Below are 14,033 nucleotides of genomic sequence, written 5' to 3'. Positions count from 1 at the left end.
ACTATTTATCCTTGCCCTATTGTGCCATGTTCCACATGAAACATCTTGCTGTTCGGCTCGACCATGTCGGCAACCTGGCTTTCAGTAATAGAACTTACAAAAACTTGTGCCCCCGTCGCTTTCAAGCAGTCAGCGAGACGCTTACGACGTTGGCTATCGAGTTCGGAAGCAAAATCATCAATCAAATAGATGCATTGCTTCCCGGTCAGCTCGGTCAAATGCTGCCCTTGCGCGACACGCAGGGCGCAGACCATCAATTTGAGCTGGCCTCGTGACAGAACATCTTCCACTGGTGTTCCGTTCACTTTTATCTTTAAATCTGCTTTGTTAGGACCGCTGAACGTGTATCCAAGCAATTGATCACGTTCGAAGTTTTTTTGCAGTATCTCATGATACGGCGTCTCTTTTTCCCAGCCTCGATAATACTTCAATGTAATCTCGAATTCCGGCAAAAATGTGCGACATAACTCCTCTGCCACACGTTTCATCTGCTCAACATAGGCCCCGCGCCACTGGTCGATGTTTTCCGCCAGTCTGGCCAGTTCTTGATCCCAATAGCTGAGCTCGCGATAACTGCTCGCGGTCTTGAGCAGCGCATTGCGCTGTTTGTTGAGCCGTTTGAATCGGCCCCAGGCATCAAAGAATGCCACTTCAGTGTGAAACACGCCCCAGTCGATAAACGCACGACGTTGTTTCGGTCCGTCCGTCAGCAATTCAAACCCTTCCGGGTGAATCAATTGCAGCGGTAACACCTGAGCCAGTTGCGCTAACTTTTGCCCAGATTGACCGCCTATTTTAACCTCTGTTGAGCCATCGCGCTGCTTATTAATGCCAATCGGTAGCTCAAATTGATCCGAGGTCAAAAAACGACCGTGAACAAAGAGTTCTGAGCACTCATTCTGAATCACACGCCCCGTCAGAGTGCTCTTGAACGAGCGGCCATGACCGAGCAGATAAATGGCTTCCAGCACGCTGGTTTTGCCACTGCCGTTGGGGCCAATAAGAAAGTTAAAGCCTGATGATAGCGGAATATCACAGGCTTTAATGTTGCGAAATTGCTGAACAATCAGTCGAGTAAGCGGCATAGCGCAATCGTCATGAATTACAGGCGGATGGGCATCACCACGTACATGGCGCTGTCATCATCGACGTTTTCAATCAGCGCACTGGCGTTTGCATCGGACATCGAGACGCGCACGTTTTCACACCGCAGGGTGTTGAGTACATCCAGCACGTAGCTGACGTTAAAACCGATTTCGATCGCTTCGCCGTCGAAGTTGACGTCAAGCATCTCTTCGGCTTCTTCCTGTTCTGGGTTGTTGGCGGTAATGCGCATTTCGCCGCCATCCAGATTGACGCGTACGCCCCGGAATTTCTCGTTTGACAGAATCGCGGCACGCGAAAACGCTTGGCGCAATTCATCACAGCCCGCTTGTAGCGTTTTGTTGGTATTTTGCGGCAATACGCGGCGATAATCCGGAAAACGGCCATCAACCAGCTTGGAAGTAAACACAAAGTTGTTCACTTCAGCACGCAGGTTTGAGCTACCGATTTGCAGCACCACTGGTTGCTCAGGCGCATCCAGCAGTTTCACCAGTTCCAGTACCCCTTTGCGCGGTACGATAATTTGCTTGTTGGCGAAATCTGCGCCCAGTTCGGTTTGCGACACCGCCATGCGGTGACCATCGGTCGCCACGCTGCGCAACGTGCTGCCGTCAATTTCAAACAGCATGCCGTTGAGGTAGTAACGCACGTCTTGGTTGGCCATCGAAAACTGTGTTTTCTCAACCAGGCCACGCAGTTCGCCTTGGGTCAGCGACAATTCCACTTCGCTTTGCCAATCTTCAATGTTCGGGAAATCGCTGGCGGGTAAGGTTGCTAAAGAGAAGCGGCTGCGCCCTGAGCGCACTTGCACGCGATCGCCTTCCAGCACCACCGTGATCACCGCCGCATCCGGCAGACCACGGCAGATGTCGAGGAATTTGCGCGCTGGCACCGTGGTGGTGCCCGCTTCGAAATCACCTTCCAGCGTCACGCGGCTGACCAGTTCAACTTCCAGATCCGTCGCGGTCATGGAGAGCTGATTGTCTTCCACTTTCAGCAGCAAGTTACCCAAAATCGGCAACGTTGCTCGCCCGCCTAACGTGCCGGATACTTGTTGCAGTGGTTTAATGAAGTGACTACGTTCAATCGTAAATTTCATAGTGTGCTCTTAAACGAGATTGGATAAACGACGTGACACATCCGCGCTCAGTATCGCGTGATGTTACGAAGACAGGGTTCGAATCAGGTTCGAATAGTCTTCTTTAATATCGTGGCTTTCTTCGCGCAGTTGTTCGATCTTACGACACGCATGCAGCACGGTCGTGTGGTCACGCCCCCCAAACGCGTCGCCGATTTCCGGCAAGCTGTGGTTGGTCAGCTCTTTCGACAGTGCCATCGCCAATTGACGAGGGCGCGCCACTGAGCGTGAACGACGTTTGGAGAGCAGATCCGCGACTTTAATCTTGTAGTATTCGGCAACGGTCTTTTGAATGTTGTCGATGGTGACCAGTTTCTCTTGTAGCGCCAACAGATCGCGCAGTGCTTCACGCACGAAATCGATGGTGATCGGGCGACCGGTAAAGTTGGCATTGGCAATCACGCGGTTCAGCGCCCCTTCCAACTCACGCACGTTTGAACGCAGACGTTTTGCAATAAAGAACGCCACTTCATCCGGCAGATGAATTTGGTGATCTTCGGCTTTTTTCATCAAGATTGCGACGCGCGTTTCCAGCTCAGGTGGCTCGATCGCAACAGTCAGTCCCCAGCCAAAGCGGGATTTGAGGCGATCTTCCACCCCGTTGATCTCTTTTGGATAACGGTCGGATGTCAAAATGATTTGCTGGTTTCCTTCCAACAGCGCGTTGAAAGTATGGAAAAATTCTTCTTGCGAACGCTCTTTATTGGCAAAGAATTGAATGTCATCGATCAGGAGTGCATCCACACTGCGGTAATAGCGTTTGAACTCTTCAATCGCGTTGTTTTGCAGCGCTTTCACCATGTCCTGCACGAAACGTTCCGAGTGCATGTAGACCACTTTGGCGTTCGGGTTGTTGTCGACGATGGCATTGCCCACCGCATGCAGCAAGTGCGTTTTACCCAAACCGGTCCCGCCGTATAAAAACAGTGGGTTGTAGGCCGCCCCCGGATTGTCGGAGACCTGACGCGCAGCCGCAAGGCCGAGCTGGTTCGACTTACCTTCGACAAAGTTATTGAATTTGTGCTTTGGATTCATGTTGGAACGATAGGTAATTTCCGGCGCATTGGCCGCATCATCGTCCCAGGTTTTGTGAATCGGTTTACGTTGTGCCAGTTGCGCAGGCGCAGAAGACTCTGCCGCCACATCCGCAGCGGTGCGTTTTTGAGTCGGTTTTGGCGCCACCACCCGGCGGCTGCCCACTTCAAACCGTAGGCTCGGCACATCATGACCGCAAAAGTCTTTCAACAGGCGGTTGATGTTGTTGATGTATTTGTCACGAACCCAATCGAGCACAAAACGGTTGGGTGCAAACAAAGTGAGAGTATTGTCATTGAGCTCCGCTTGTAACGGACGAACCCACATGCTGAATTCTGCGGCTGGTAGCTCCTCTTGAAGCTGTTGCAGGCACTGCAACCAAAGCGAAGATGACACGATTCTCTCACTCTAAATCAATGATCGGTAAAGATTGGCAATTCTACCTGTTGATAACTCAGATCGCCAGCGATTGATCCACGATCCAGTGAATAAGATCCAAGTTATTCACAATATTTTCTCATCAGTTGGCAAGATCCACACAGCACGTCCTAAATTTACTCACACAGTGATCCACAGATTCAATGATCAACCGGAGTTATCCCCAAAAATGGGTGATCGTCCAGTTATGGTTAATAACAACTGGTTATTTATTCTATTAAGTTATTTACCAGTAATATCACGCCCTATAATCATAAGGAGTCACAAGATGAAAAACTGGATTAAATTGGCAGTGGCCGCGCTTGCTCTATCCGCCGCGACTGTACAAGCCGCAACAGACATCAAAGTCGGGATGTCGGGTCGTTACTTCCCATTCACCTTCGTCAAGCAAGACCAACTGCAAGGTTTTGAAGTGGATGTGTGGAACGAGATCGGTAAACGCAACGATTACCATGTGGAATACGTGACCTCAAACTTCTCAGGTTTGTTTGGTTTGCTGGAAACTGGCCGCATTGACACCATCTCGAATCAGATCACCATGACCAAAGAGCGTCAGGCGAAATACCTGTTCTCGGCACCGTATGTCATCGATGGCGCGCAAATCGCCGTGCGTAAAGGCAACGACAGCATTCAAGGCATCGAAGACCTGGCCGGTAAAACCGTGGCGGTGAACTTGGGGTCAAACTTCGAACAACTGCTGCGTGCGCACGACAAAGACGGCAAAATCAACATCAAAACCTACGATACCGGTTTTGAACGTGATGTCGCGCTGGGCCGCATCGATGCGTTCGTGATGGACCGCCTCTCTGTGCTGGAAGTAATTGATAAAACAGGTCTGCCATTGCAATTGGCAGGGTCTCCATTTGAAACCATCGCCAACGCGTGGCCATTCCTGAACAACGAGAAAGGCCATAAATTGCAGTCGGAAGTGAACCAAGCACTTGCTGCGATGCGTGCAGACGGTACACTGAGCCAGATTTCTGAGAAATGGTTCGGTACGGATATTACCAAATAACTGAGACCAACAGCCGAATCAATAAGGTGGAATCGCAGGATTCCGCCTTTTGTTGTCTTTAGGGGGACGTAAATGGGGTTTGATTTTCAATACATGCTGGGGCTGATGCCGATCCTGCTCAAGTATCTGAGCACCACCATGGAAATGGCGGTGTGGGGCATGTTCTTTGCGCTGATTTTGTCCGTGCTGCTGGCCAACATCCGCGTGTTCAAAGTGCCGGTGTTGAACGCCCTGAGCCAGTTGTACATCAGCTTCTTTCGTGGCACACCGCTGCTGGTACAAATGTTTCTGTTGTACTACGGCCTACCGCAGATTTTCCCACTATTAATCGGCATTGATGCGTTTAGCGCGGCCGTAATCGGTTTGACGCTGCACTTTGCTGCCTACATGGCCGAAACCATTCGCGCGGCGATCATCGGTATCGACCGCAGCCAGATGGAAGCCAGCCTGTCGGTCGGCATGACCACGGGGCAAGCGATGCGCCGCATTATTTTGCCGCAAGCCAGCCGCGTCGCGCTGCCGTCATTGATGAACTACTTCATCGACATGATCAAATCGACCTCACTGGCATTTACCTTCGGCGTGGCGGAAATCATGGCCAAAGCGCAGATGGAAGCCTCCTCCAGCTTTCGCTTCTTTGAAGCCTTCCTGGCCGTCGCACTGATTTACTGGGCGGTCGTGATGGTTCTGACCCGCGTGCAGATTTGGGCAGAGAACAAACTGAATAAGGCGTATGTACGATGATCACGTTATCCAACATTCATAAACGCTTTGGCGATGCCGAGGTACTAAAAGGCATCGATATCACCATCAATCAGGGTGAAATCATTGTGATTATCGGCTCCAGCGGCACCGGTAAATCCACTCTGCTACGCTGCGTGAACTTTCTTGAGCAGGCCGACCAAGGCACCATCACCATTGATGATGTCAGCGTCGATACCCAAAAACACACCAAAGCCGAAGTGCTGGCCCTGCGCCGCAAAACCGGATTCGTGTTTCAGAACTACGCGCTGTTTGCTCACCTCACCGCACGTCAGAACATTGCGGAAGGCCTCATCACCGTGCGTGGCTGGAAAAAAGATCAAGCGCTACAGCGTGCGCAGCAGATCCTCGAAGACATTGGTCTGGGCGATCGCGGCGACAGCTACCCAGCAGCGCTTTCGGGCGGCCAGCAGCAACGCGTCGGTATTGGCCGTGCGATGGCGCTGCAGCCGGAACTGCTGCTGTTTGATGAACCCACCTCTGCGCTAGACCCAGAATGGGTGGGCGAAGTGCTGGGGCTCATGAAAAAACTCGCCACCCAGCACCAAACCATGCTGGTGGTGACTCACGAAATGCAATTTGCCAAAGAGGTCGCCGACCGCGTGATCTTTATGGCGGAAGGGAATATTGTTGAGCAAGGTTCTCCACAGGATATCTTTGACCATCCACAGGATCCACGCCTCAGAAAATTCCTGAATCAGGTCGGGATCGATTAAGGATCCTTGAGATTTTATCGAGACTCCGTATAATCGGCCGACCGGAAAGTATGAAGCCCGAGCCTGAACGTTTTTCGTTCGTTGGAATCGAGTTTCGGCAAACCCAATCATTGACACCTTTTGTGACTGTGATTACAATTCCGCCTCTTTGTTGAGAGGCGTCGGAATGTCCTTTCTTTTATATACAGAGAAGACGTATTGCCCACGCCGGGTTTTATGAACCTAAAAACTACTGATCAGTAAAGGTAATAACCATGTCTAAACGCACTTTTCAACCTACAGTTCTAAAGCGCAAGCGTACTCACGGTTTCCGTGCACGCATGGCGACTGCGAACGGTCGTAAAGTAATTAATGCACGTCGTGCAAAAGGCCGTAAGCGCCTGTCAAAATAATCGCTAGCTTATTTTGAGTACGTACGCATTTAATCGGGAGTTACGTTTGTTAACTCCCGAGCATTATCAAAATGTCTTTCAGCAAGCTCACCGAGCAGGCTCCCCCCATTTCACCATCATTGCACGCGATAATAACCTTTCTCATCCTCGTTTAGGGTTAGCGGTTCCTAAGAAACAAATCAAGACAGCCGTTGGTCGTAACCGCTTCAAGCGTTTGGCCCGCGAAAGCTTTCGTCTCAATCAACACAAACTTGCACACAAAGATTATGTTGTCATTGCGAAGAAAAGCGCCCAAGATTTGAGCAATGAGGAAATGTTCACTTTGTTCGACAAGTTATGGCATCGCCTTTCACGCCCTTCACGTGGCTAGCCATTGGTTTAGTCCGACTATACCAGTGGTTTATTAGTCCGCTGATCGGCCCGCGTTGCCGATTTACTCCCACTTGCTCTACTTATGCGATAGAAGCGTTGAGAGCTCACGGATTTGTAAAAGGGTGTTGGTTATCCGGCAAACGTCTATTAAAATGCCACCCTTTGAACGAAGGGGGATTTGACCCCGTTCCACCAGTCCAAAAACACGACAGAGATAAATAACGATGGATTCTCAACGTAATATCCTGTTAATCGCTTTGGCTCTGGTTTCTTTTTTACTTTTCCAACAGTGGCAAGTAGCGAAGAACCCAGCACCTCAAGCGGTTGAGCAGGCTCAAACCAGCAGTGCCGTCCCTGCACCGTCTTTAGCCGATGAGTTCGATCCAGCACCATCGCAAAACAGTGCTGCGGCCAAAGTGATTACCGTCACTACAGATGTACTGACTCTGTCTATCGACACAGTTGGTGGTGATGTGGTCACAGCAAAACTGAACCAATACTCTGACGAATTGGACTCAGAAAACCCATTCGTCCTATTGAAAAATACACAAGGTCATCAATTCATCGCACAAAGCGGCCTGATCGGCCCTCAAGGGATCGATCTGAGCAGCAACAATCGCCCAACCTACACGGTTGACGCAGACAGCTTCACGCTGGCTGACGGCCAAGATGAACTGCGCATTCCGATGACTTACCAAGCCAACGGCCTTGAATACACCAAAACATTCGTGCTCAAACGTGGGAACTACGCGGTTGACGTTGAATTCAACGTGGTGAACCACTCAGGCAACAACGCCACTCTGGGCATGTACGCACACCTGCGTCAAAACCTGCTCGATTCTGGCGGTAGCCTAGCGATGCCAACTTACCGTGGCGGCGCTTACTCAACTGAAGATACGCGTTACAAAAAATACAGCTTTGACGACATGCAGGATCGCAACCTTGCGATGAACCTCGCCAACGGTCAAGGTTGGGCAGCGATGATCCAACACTACTTTGCGTCTGCATGGATTCCACGCAACGAGCCAGGCACCAACCTGTACTCTCGCGTGATCGGCAACCTAGGTGACATTGGCGTCCGCATGCCAAACAAAACCATCGCAGATGGCCAACAAGCTGATTTCAAAGCCACCCTGTGGGTTGGTCCTAAACTACAAGACCAAATGGCGGCCACTGCGCCAAACCTTGACCTCGTGGTTGACTACGGCTGGCTATGGTTCATCGCGAAACCACTGCACTGGCTACTGTCTGTGATTCAGTCATTCGTTGGTAACTGGGGTGTGGCAATCATCTGTCTGACCTTCATCGTACGTGGTGCGATGTACCCGCTGACTAAAGCGCAGTACACCTCCATGGCGAAAATGCGCATGCTGCAACCAAAACTGCAAGCCATGCGTGAGCGCATCGGCGATGACCGTCAGCGCATGAGCCAAGAAATGATGGAACTGTACAAGACAGAGAAAGTGAACCCGCTGGGTGGCTGTCTACCTATCTTCCTACAGATGCCTATCTTCATTTCGCTGTACTGGGCCCTGATGGAATCGGTTGAACTGCGTCACTCACCATTCTTTGGTTGGATTCACGACTTGTCAGCACAAGACCCGTACTACATCCTGCCATTGTTGATGGGTGCAAGTATGTTCTTCATCCAGAAAATGAGCCCAACCACCGTGACGGATCCAATGCAGCAGAAGATCATGACCTTTATGCCGGTTATGTTTACGTTCTTCTTCCTGTTCTTCCCGTCAGGTTTGGTGCTGTACTGGTTGGTATCGAACATCGTGACTCTGATTCAACAGACTTTGATTTACAAAGGTCTGGAGAAAAAAGGCTTACACTCCAAGTAAGCACGAAGCGAATCAGCAAAGGCGGCCAAAAGGTCGCCTTTTTGTTGCTTGCTGATTACAATGACGCTAATTCGATTTTTTTACAGGTAAGGTTATGACTACCGATACTATCGTCGCGCAAGCCACGGCTCCGGGTCGTGGTGGCGTTGGCATTATTCGCGTTTCAGGTCCCAAAGCCACGGAAGTGGCGCTGGCAGTGACCGGCCGCACGCTCAAGCCACGTTACGCAGAATACCTGCCTTTCAAAACAGAGTCGGGGGTTGAACTGGATCAGGGCATCGCGCTCTTCTTCCCAAACCCGCACTCGTTTACCGGTGAAGACGTACTGGAGCTGCAAGGCCATGGCGGCCCTGTGGTCATGGATATGCTCATCAAACGCATTCTGATGATTCCTGGCGTGCGTCCGGCGCGTCCGGGCGAGTTCTCTGAGCGCGCGTTTCTTAACGACAAGATGGACCTGACACAAGCGGAAGCGATTGCCGACTTAATCGACGCTAGCTCCGAAGAAGCAGCCAAATCAGCGCTCAAATCGCTGCAGGGGCAGTTTTCCAAACGCATCCATACGCTGGTGGAATCGCTGATCCATCTGCGCATCTACGTCGAAGCAGCAATTGATTTTCCGGAAGAAGAAATCGACTTTCTTGCCGACGGCAAAGTCTCCGGCGACCTACAAGCCATCATCGACAACCTCAACGCGGTGCGCCAAGAAGCCAATCAAGGTGCCATCATGCGTGAAGGGATGAAAGTGGTAATTGCAGGCCGTCCGAACGCCGGGAAATCCAGCCTGCTGAACGCGCTATCTGGCAAAGAGTCTGCGATTGTGACCGATATTGCCGGCACCACGCGTGATGTCTTGCGTGAACACATTCACATCGACGGCATGCCACTGCACATCATCGACACCGCCGGTTTGCGGGAAGCGTCGGATGAAGTGGAAAAAATTGGCATCGAGCGAGCGTGGGACGAAATCGCGCAAGCGGACCGTGTTCTGTTTATGGTTGACGGCACCACCACCAGCGCCACCGATCCCAAAGACATTTGGCCCGATTTTGTCGATCGCCTACCCGACAGCATGGGCATGACCGTGATCCGCAATAAAGTCGATCAAACCGGCGAAACGCTGGGGATCTGCCACGTGAATCAACCCACGCTGATCCGCCTATCGGCGAAAACCGGTGAAGGCGTCGATGCGCTGCGTTCACACTTGAAAGCGTGCATGGGCTTTACCGGCAATCAAGAAGGCGGCTTTATGGCGCGCCGCCGCCACCTCGATGCGCTGGAACGTGCCGCAGAACACCTGAGCATTGGTCAGCAGCAACTGGAAGGCTACATGGCGGGAGAGATTCTGGCAGAAGAGCTGCGTCTGGCGCAGCAACATCTCAATGAGATCACCGGGGAATTCAGTTCAGACGACCTACTCGGGCGCATCTTCTCCTCATTCTGTATCGGCAAGTAATTGATGAAGGCTAAGCGTGACTCAGCGCTTAGCCTATTTTTTGTGATACGCCCGCGTTTCTTTGCCTTTTTGTCAACTCATTTTCCCCGCCTTCCCTGCACCACATGACCTTTGACCGAGAATGATCCCTTAGGCGCGATCCCCCTTGTGGAGAAGCTTGTGCACAGGCAGGATCCTTTCTTGATAGCGTGGGTACACGATCTTGCCCTTTACTATCCACAGCTTACCCCTGTATTCTTCTCACCCAAGTCGATTATTCACTTCTTTCGTTTAAGACGAAACAGCTCGGGGTTTTATATGATTCACATCATCACAGGCAGTACCTTAGGCGGCGCAGAATACGTCGGAGATCACCTCAGCGATTTGCTGCAGGCGCAGGGAAAAGAGACCACGATTCACAATCAGCCACAATTGGCAGAGATTCCTGTGCAAGGAACGTGGTTGATCATCACATCGACGCACGGCGCAGGCGATTACCCAGACAACATCCAACCGTTTATTCAGGCGCTACAAGCCACCCCCCCCAACACCCGCGATCTGACATTTGCCGTGGTGGCCATAGGCGACTCAAGTTATGACACGTTCTGTGCCGCGGGCCAACACGCGTTTGATTTGCTCGAAGATATTGGGGCAACACCGCTTGCGGACTGCTTTACCATCGATGTGCAAGAGTATCCCGTGCCGGAAGATGCCGCCGAAGTGTGGCTCAATGAGCGCATGGAAGCGTTCTAATCGGTCTGTGAAGCGGCCATCGGTCGCTTTTTTTAAATCTCAAGAAAGGGAACGTGCCCCGCTGTGAATGTTTTTTCACGCTTTCGTCAGAAAAAGGCAGTATCGATTCACGCGAAGGGCTGTGCATAACTCTGCGCTTATCCGGTGATCAACCTATAGTTATCCAAATAACAACTTAGATCCAAATTACCCTCTGTGAATAACTGCCATTTTTGATCCCAGCTAATCCTCGAACAGATCAGGTGATGATCACATGTTCTGATCAAGAGAAGATCCATGATCTCGTTGATCATTTTTCACTTATCCACAGAGATCGTCGATCCTAATAATAGATCCAATAAAAGATCTCTAAATAGATCTTTATATATTATTTAGTTAAACACTCGGGATGGAAAAAAGCAGAAAAGCGATTTTCTAGCCAATGGAAAGAAGGTAGAATACGTCTCTTTTATTTTATCTCTTCGCTCAATGAATACCTGAGGTCGTTCATGCTTTATCACGAAACATTTGACGTCATTGTGGTTGGTGGCGGTCACGCAGGAACGGAAGCCGCGCTCGCAGCCGCTCGTACAGGCCAACGTACGTTACTTCTCACTCACAATATCGACACACTGGGACAGATGTCCTGTAATCCAGCAATCGGCGGTATTGGTAAAGGCCACTTAGTTAAAGAAGTGGATGCGATGGGTGGTCTGATGGCAGAAGCCATCGATCATGCGGGTATTCAATTTCGCACACTGAACGCCTCAAAAGGGCCAGCGGTACGTGCGACACGTGCTCAGGCCGACCGTGCACTGTACAAAGCGTACGTTCGCCATACGTTGGAAAACACCCCCAATCTGACGCTGTTCCAACAAGCGGCGGATGATCTGATCGTTGAAAACGATCAAGTGCGTGGTGTGGTGACCCAAATGGGGCTCAAATTCCGCGCCAAAGCCGTGGTATTGACCGTGGGCACCTTCTTGGGCGGAAAGATCCACATTGGCTTGGAAAACTTCTCTGGTGGCCGCGCAGGCGATCCACCATCGATCGCTTTAGCACAGCGTCTGCGTGAATTGCCATTCCGCGTGGATCGTCTGAAAACCGGCACACCTCCTCGCATCGATGCCAATAGTGTCGATTTCTCGATATTGGAAGCGCAACACGGTGACAATCCAACACCGGTGTTCTCATTCATGGGCAAACGCGAGCATCATCCGCGTCAGATTCCATGTTTCATCACGCACACCAACGAGAAAACGCATGACGTGATTCGTGCCAACCTCGATCGCAGCCCAATGTATGCGGGTGTGATTGAAGGGATTGGGCCGCGTTACTGTCCGTCGATTGAAGACAAAGTCATGCGTTTTGCGGATAAAAACAGCCACCAAATTTTCATCGAACCGGAAGGTCTGACAACCACAGAACTGTATCCAAACGGCATCTCCACCAGTTTGCCTTTTGACGTGCAAGTGCAGATCGTGCGTTCGATGAAAGGGTTTGAAAATGCGCATATTGTCCGTCCGGGCTATGCGATCGAATACGATTTCTTTGATCCACGCGATCTAAAACAGACCTTTGAAACCAAGTTTATTCAAGGCTTGTTCTTTGCTGGCCAGATCAACGGCACCACCGGTTACGAAGAAGCGGCAGCGCAAGGCCTGATGGCGGGTCTGAACGCGAGCTTGTTTAGCCAAGACAAAGAGGGCTGGAGCCCACGTCGTGACCAAGCGTATGTCGGCGTGCTGATTGACGATTTATCAACCATGGGCACCAAAGAACCGTACCGCATGTTCACATCGCGTGCGGAATACCGTTTGCTGCTGCGTGAAGACAATGCCGATCTACGTTTGACTGAAAAAGCCCGTGAACTGGGCTTGATCAACGATGCGCGTTGGGCACGTTTCAATCAGAAGATTGAACACATGGAAACCGAACGTCAACGTCTGAAAGAGACCTGGATGAACCCGAATTCTGACGGTGTTGACGCGCTTAACGCACTGCTGAAAACGCCGATGTCGCGTGAAGCCAGTGGTGAAGATCTGCTACGTCGCCCTGAAATGACGTACGACTTGCTGACTTCGTTGTCGGCCTTTGCTCCTGCGCTTGAGGATCGTGAAGCCGCGGAACAAGTTGAAATTCAAGTGAAATACGACGGTTACATTCAGCGTCAGCAAGATGAGATCGAAAAATCTCTGCGTCATGAGCACACCAAACTGCCCATCGACCTCGATTACAAAGCGGTCAAAGGTTTGTCAAACGAAGTGGTGATGAAGCTCAATAACGCGAAACCGGAAAGTATCGGTATTGCGTCACGCATTTCGGGAATCACTCCTGCGGCGATCTCCATTCTGCTGGTGCACCTGAAAAAACACGGCCTACTCAAGAAAGGAGAAGCCGCGTAATGAATTCACTACGCGTTAAACTTGATGCCCTGATTGCTCAGACCGACCTTGACGTGTCTGAGCGTCAACGTGAGCAGTTGGTTGGTTATGTCGAGCTGCTCAACAAATGGAACAAAGCCTATAATCTGACATCCGTACGCGACACGTCTGACATGCTCGTGAAGCACATTATGGATAGTATTGTGGTGAGCCCGCTGTTGGTGGGGGAGCGTTTTATTGATGTAGGGACGGGGCCAGGTCTGCCGGGGATTCCTTTGGCGATCATGAACCCGACCAAGAGCTTTGTTTTGTTGGATAGTTTGGGTAAGCGGATTCGCTTTATCAAACAGGTCTTGCATGAACTGAACATCACCAATGTCATGCCGGTTCAGAGCCGCGTGGAAGAGTTTGACGGTGGTGAAGACGGTTTTGACGGTGTGTTGAGTCGTGCGTTCGCTTCCATCACGGACATGGTGGAGTGGTGCCATCACTTACCGCGTGCTAAAACCGGTGTCTTCTTAGCGCTGAAAGGGCAATTACCGCAAGATGAGATTGAACAGCTGCCGGAATGGTGTTCTGTGATCGATATCAAAGCTTTGAAAGTTCCTGAGTTGGAAGGTGAGCGTCATCTTGTAATCTTATCGCGCAAGGGATAATAACGAG

At 51.0% G+C, this 14,033-nt stretch carries 14 protein-coding genes; 11 read left to right on the top strand and 3 right to left on the bottom strand.

The annotated features are described in order from the left end of the window. Window positions 1-5 precede the first annotated feature (5 nt). From recF to dnaA, 3 genes are all read right to left on the bottom strand, one after another. Window positions 6-1,085: a DNA replication/repair protein RecF gene (recF, locus tag ACF8PK_RS14060; RefSeq protein ID WP_004728729.1), complete on the bottom strand. Its 1,080-nt coding sequence runs from the start codon at window positions 1,083-1,085 to the stop codon at window positions 6-8. A gap of 17 nt (window positions 1,086-1,102) precedes the next feature. Continuing rightward, window positions 1,103-2,203: a DNA polymerase III subunit beta gene (gene dnaN, locus ACF8PK_RS14055; RefSeq protein WP_004728728.1), complete on the bottom strand. Its 1,101-nt coding sequence runs from the start codon at window positions 2,201-2,203 to the stop codon at window positions 1,103-1,105. A 63-nt stretch (window positions 2,204-2,266) separates the two neighbouring features. After that, window positions 2,267-3,673 carry a chromosomal replication initiator protein DnaA gene (gene dnaA, locus ACF8PK_RS14050; RefSeq protein WP_004728727.1) on the bottom strand — a complete coding sequence of 469 codons (1,407 nt, stop codon included), beginning with the start codon at window positions 3,671-3,673 and terminating at the stop codon, window positions 2,267-2,269. A 310-nt stretch (window positions 3,674-3,983) separates the two neighbouring features. On the opposite strand from dnaA, the gene ACF8PK_RS14045 reads away from it, so the two are divergent. From ACF8PK_RS14045 to rsmG, 11 genes are all read left to right on the top strand, one after another. Further along, window positions 3,984-4,730 carry an amino acid ABC transporter substrate-binding protein gene (locus tag ACF8PK_RS14045; protein WP_004728726.1) on the top strand — a complete coding sequence of 249 codons (747 nt, stop codon included), beginning with the start codon at window positions 3,984-3,986 and terminating at the stop codon, window positions 4,728-4,730. Between the two features lie 72 nt (window positions 4,731-4,802). Further along, a complete protein-coding gene (locus ACF8PK_RS14040; RefSeq protein WP_004728725.1) occupies window positions 4,803-5,474 on the top strand; it encodes an amino acid ABC transporter permease in 672 nt (223 codons plus the stop codon). Then, window positions 5,471-6,208, top strand: coding sequence for an amino acid ABC transporter ATP-binding protein (locus ACF8PK_RS14035; protein ID WP_004728724.1), 738 nt, complete (start codon window positions 5,471-5,473; stop codon window positions 6,206-6,208). The genes ACF8PK_RS14040 and ACF8PK_RS14035 overlap by 4 nt, the downstream gene beginning before the upstream one ends. 254 nt (window positions 6,209-6,462) lie before the next feature. Next, window positions 6,463-6,600, top strand: a complete 138-nt coding sequence (gene rpmH, locus ACF8PK_RS14030) for a 50S ribosomal protein L34 (protein WP_004728723.1) — start codon at window positions 6,463-6,465, stop codon at window positions 6,598-6,600. Between the two features lie 46 nt (window positions 6,601-6,646). Continuing rightward, window positions 6,647-6,970 (top strand): ribonuclease P protein component, encoded by a 324-nt coding sequence (gene rnpA / locus ACF8PK_RS14025; protein ID WP_004728722.1) that lies wholly within the window; start codon window positions 6,647-6,649, stop codon window positions 6,968-6,970. Continuing rightward, window positions 6,937-7,194, top strand: a complete 258-nt coding sequence (yidD, locus tag ACF8PK_RS14020) for a membrane protein insertion efficiency factor YidD (RefSeq protein ID WP_081454181.1) — start codon at window positions 6,937-6,939, stop codon at window positions 7,192-7,194. Before rnpA ends, yidD begins: the two co-directional genes overlap by 34 nt. Before the next feature lie 2 nt (window positions 7,195-7,196). Beyond that, window positions 7,197-8,819 carry a membrane protein insertase YidC gene (gene yidC / locus ACF8PK_RS14015; protein WP_004728721.1) on the top strand — a complete coding sequence of 541 codons (1,623 nt, stop codon included), beginning with the start codon at window positions 7,197-7,199 and terminating at the stop codon, window positions 8,817-8,819. A gap of 94 nt (window positions 8,820-8,913) precedes the next feature. Next, entirely contained in the window at window positions 8,914-10,275 is a 1,362-nt protein-coding gene (gene mnmE, locus ACF8PK_RS14010) for a tRNA uridine-5-carboxymethylaminomethyl(34) synthesis GTPase MnmE (RefSeq protein WP_004728720.1), read from the top strand. Between the two features lie 297 nt (window positions 10,276-10,572). Continuing rightward, window positions 10,573-11,007, top strand: coding sequence for an FMN-binding protein MioC (gene mioC / locus ACF8PK_RS14005; protein WP_392441872.1), 435 nt, complete (start codon window positions 10,573-10,575; stop codon window positions 11,005-11,007). A gap of 488 nt (window positions 11,008-11,495) precedes the next feature. Beyond that, complete coding sequence (gene mnmG, locus ACF8PK_RS14000) at window positions 11,496-13,391, top strand: tRNA uridine-5-carboxymethylaminomethyl(34) synthesis enzyme MnmG (protein WP_004728718.1); 1,896 nt, start codon at window positions 11,496-11,498, stop codon at window positions 13,389-13,391. After that, window positions 13,391-14,026, top strand: a complete 636-nt coding sequence (gene rsmG, locus ACF8PK_RS13995; protein WP_392441870.1) for a 16S rRNA (guanine(527)-N(7))-methyltransferase RsmG — start codon at window positions 13,391-13,393, stop codon at window positions 14,024-14,026. Before mnmG ends, rsmG begins: the two co-directional genes overlap by 1 nt. Window positions 14,027-14,033 lie beyond the last annotated feature (7 nt).

The organism is Vibrio sp. CJQ_6, from assembly GCF_043106745.1.
GTDB lineage: Bacteria > Pseudomonadota > Gammaproteobacteria > Enterobacterales > Vibrionaceae > Vibrio > Vibrio furnissii.
Note: the sequence above shows the minus strand (reverse complement) of the source record. Positions and strands in the feature narration are given on the sequence as shown.

Excerpts from the sequence above, each read along its gene's own strand:
- recF (WP_004728729.1), bottom strand. The coding sequence starts at position 1,085 with ATGCCGCTTACTCGACTGATTGTTCAGCAATTTCGCAACATTAAAGCC.
- dnaN (WP_004728728.1), bottom strand. The coding sequence starts at position 2,203 with ATGAAATTTACGATTGAACGTAGTCACTTCATTAAACCACTGCAACAA.
- ACF8PK_RS14045 (WP_004728726.1), top strand. The coding sequence starts at position 3,984 with ATGAAAAACTGGATTAAATTGGCAGTGGCCGCGCTTGCTCTATCCGCC.
- ACF8PK_RS14040 (WP_004728725.1), top strand. The coding sequence starts at position 4,803 with ATGGGGTTTGATTTTCAATACATGCTGGGGCTGATGCCGATCCTGCTC.
- ACF8PK_RS14035 (WP_004728724.1), top strand. The coding sequence starts at position 5,471 with ATGATCACGTTATCCAACATTCATAAACGCTTTGGCGATGCCGAGGTA.
- rpmH (WP_004728723.1), top strand. The coding sequence starts at position 6,463 with ATGTCTAAACGCACTTTTCAACCTACAGTTCTAAAGCGCAAGCGTACT.
- yidD (WP_081454181.1), top strand. The coding sequence starts at position 6,937 with ATGGCATCGCCTTTCACGCCCTTCACGTGGCTAGCCATTGGTTTAGTC.
- yidC (WP_004728721.1), top strand. The coding sequence starts at position 7,197 with ATGGATTCTCAACGTAATATCCTGTTAATCGCTTTGGCTCTGGTTTCT.
- mnmE (WP_004728720.1), top strand. The coding sequence starts at position 8,914 with ATGACTACCGATACTATCGTCGCGCAAGCCACGGCTCCGGGTCGTGGT.
- mioC (WP_392441872.1), top strand. The coding sequence starts at position 10,573 with ATGATTCACATCATCACAGGCAGTACCTTAGGCGGCGCAGAATACGTC.
- mnmG (WP_004728718.1), top strand. The coding sequence starts at position 11,496 with ATGCTTTATCACGAAACATTTGACGTCATTGTGGTTGGTGGCGGTCAC.
- rsmG (WP_392441870.1), top strand. The coding sequence starts at position 13,391 with ATGAATTCACTACGCGTTAAACTTGATGCCCTGATTGCTCAGACCGAC.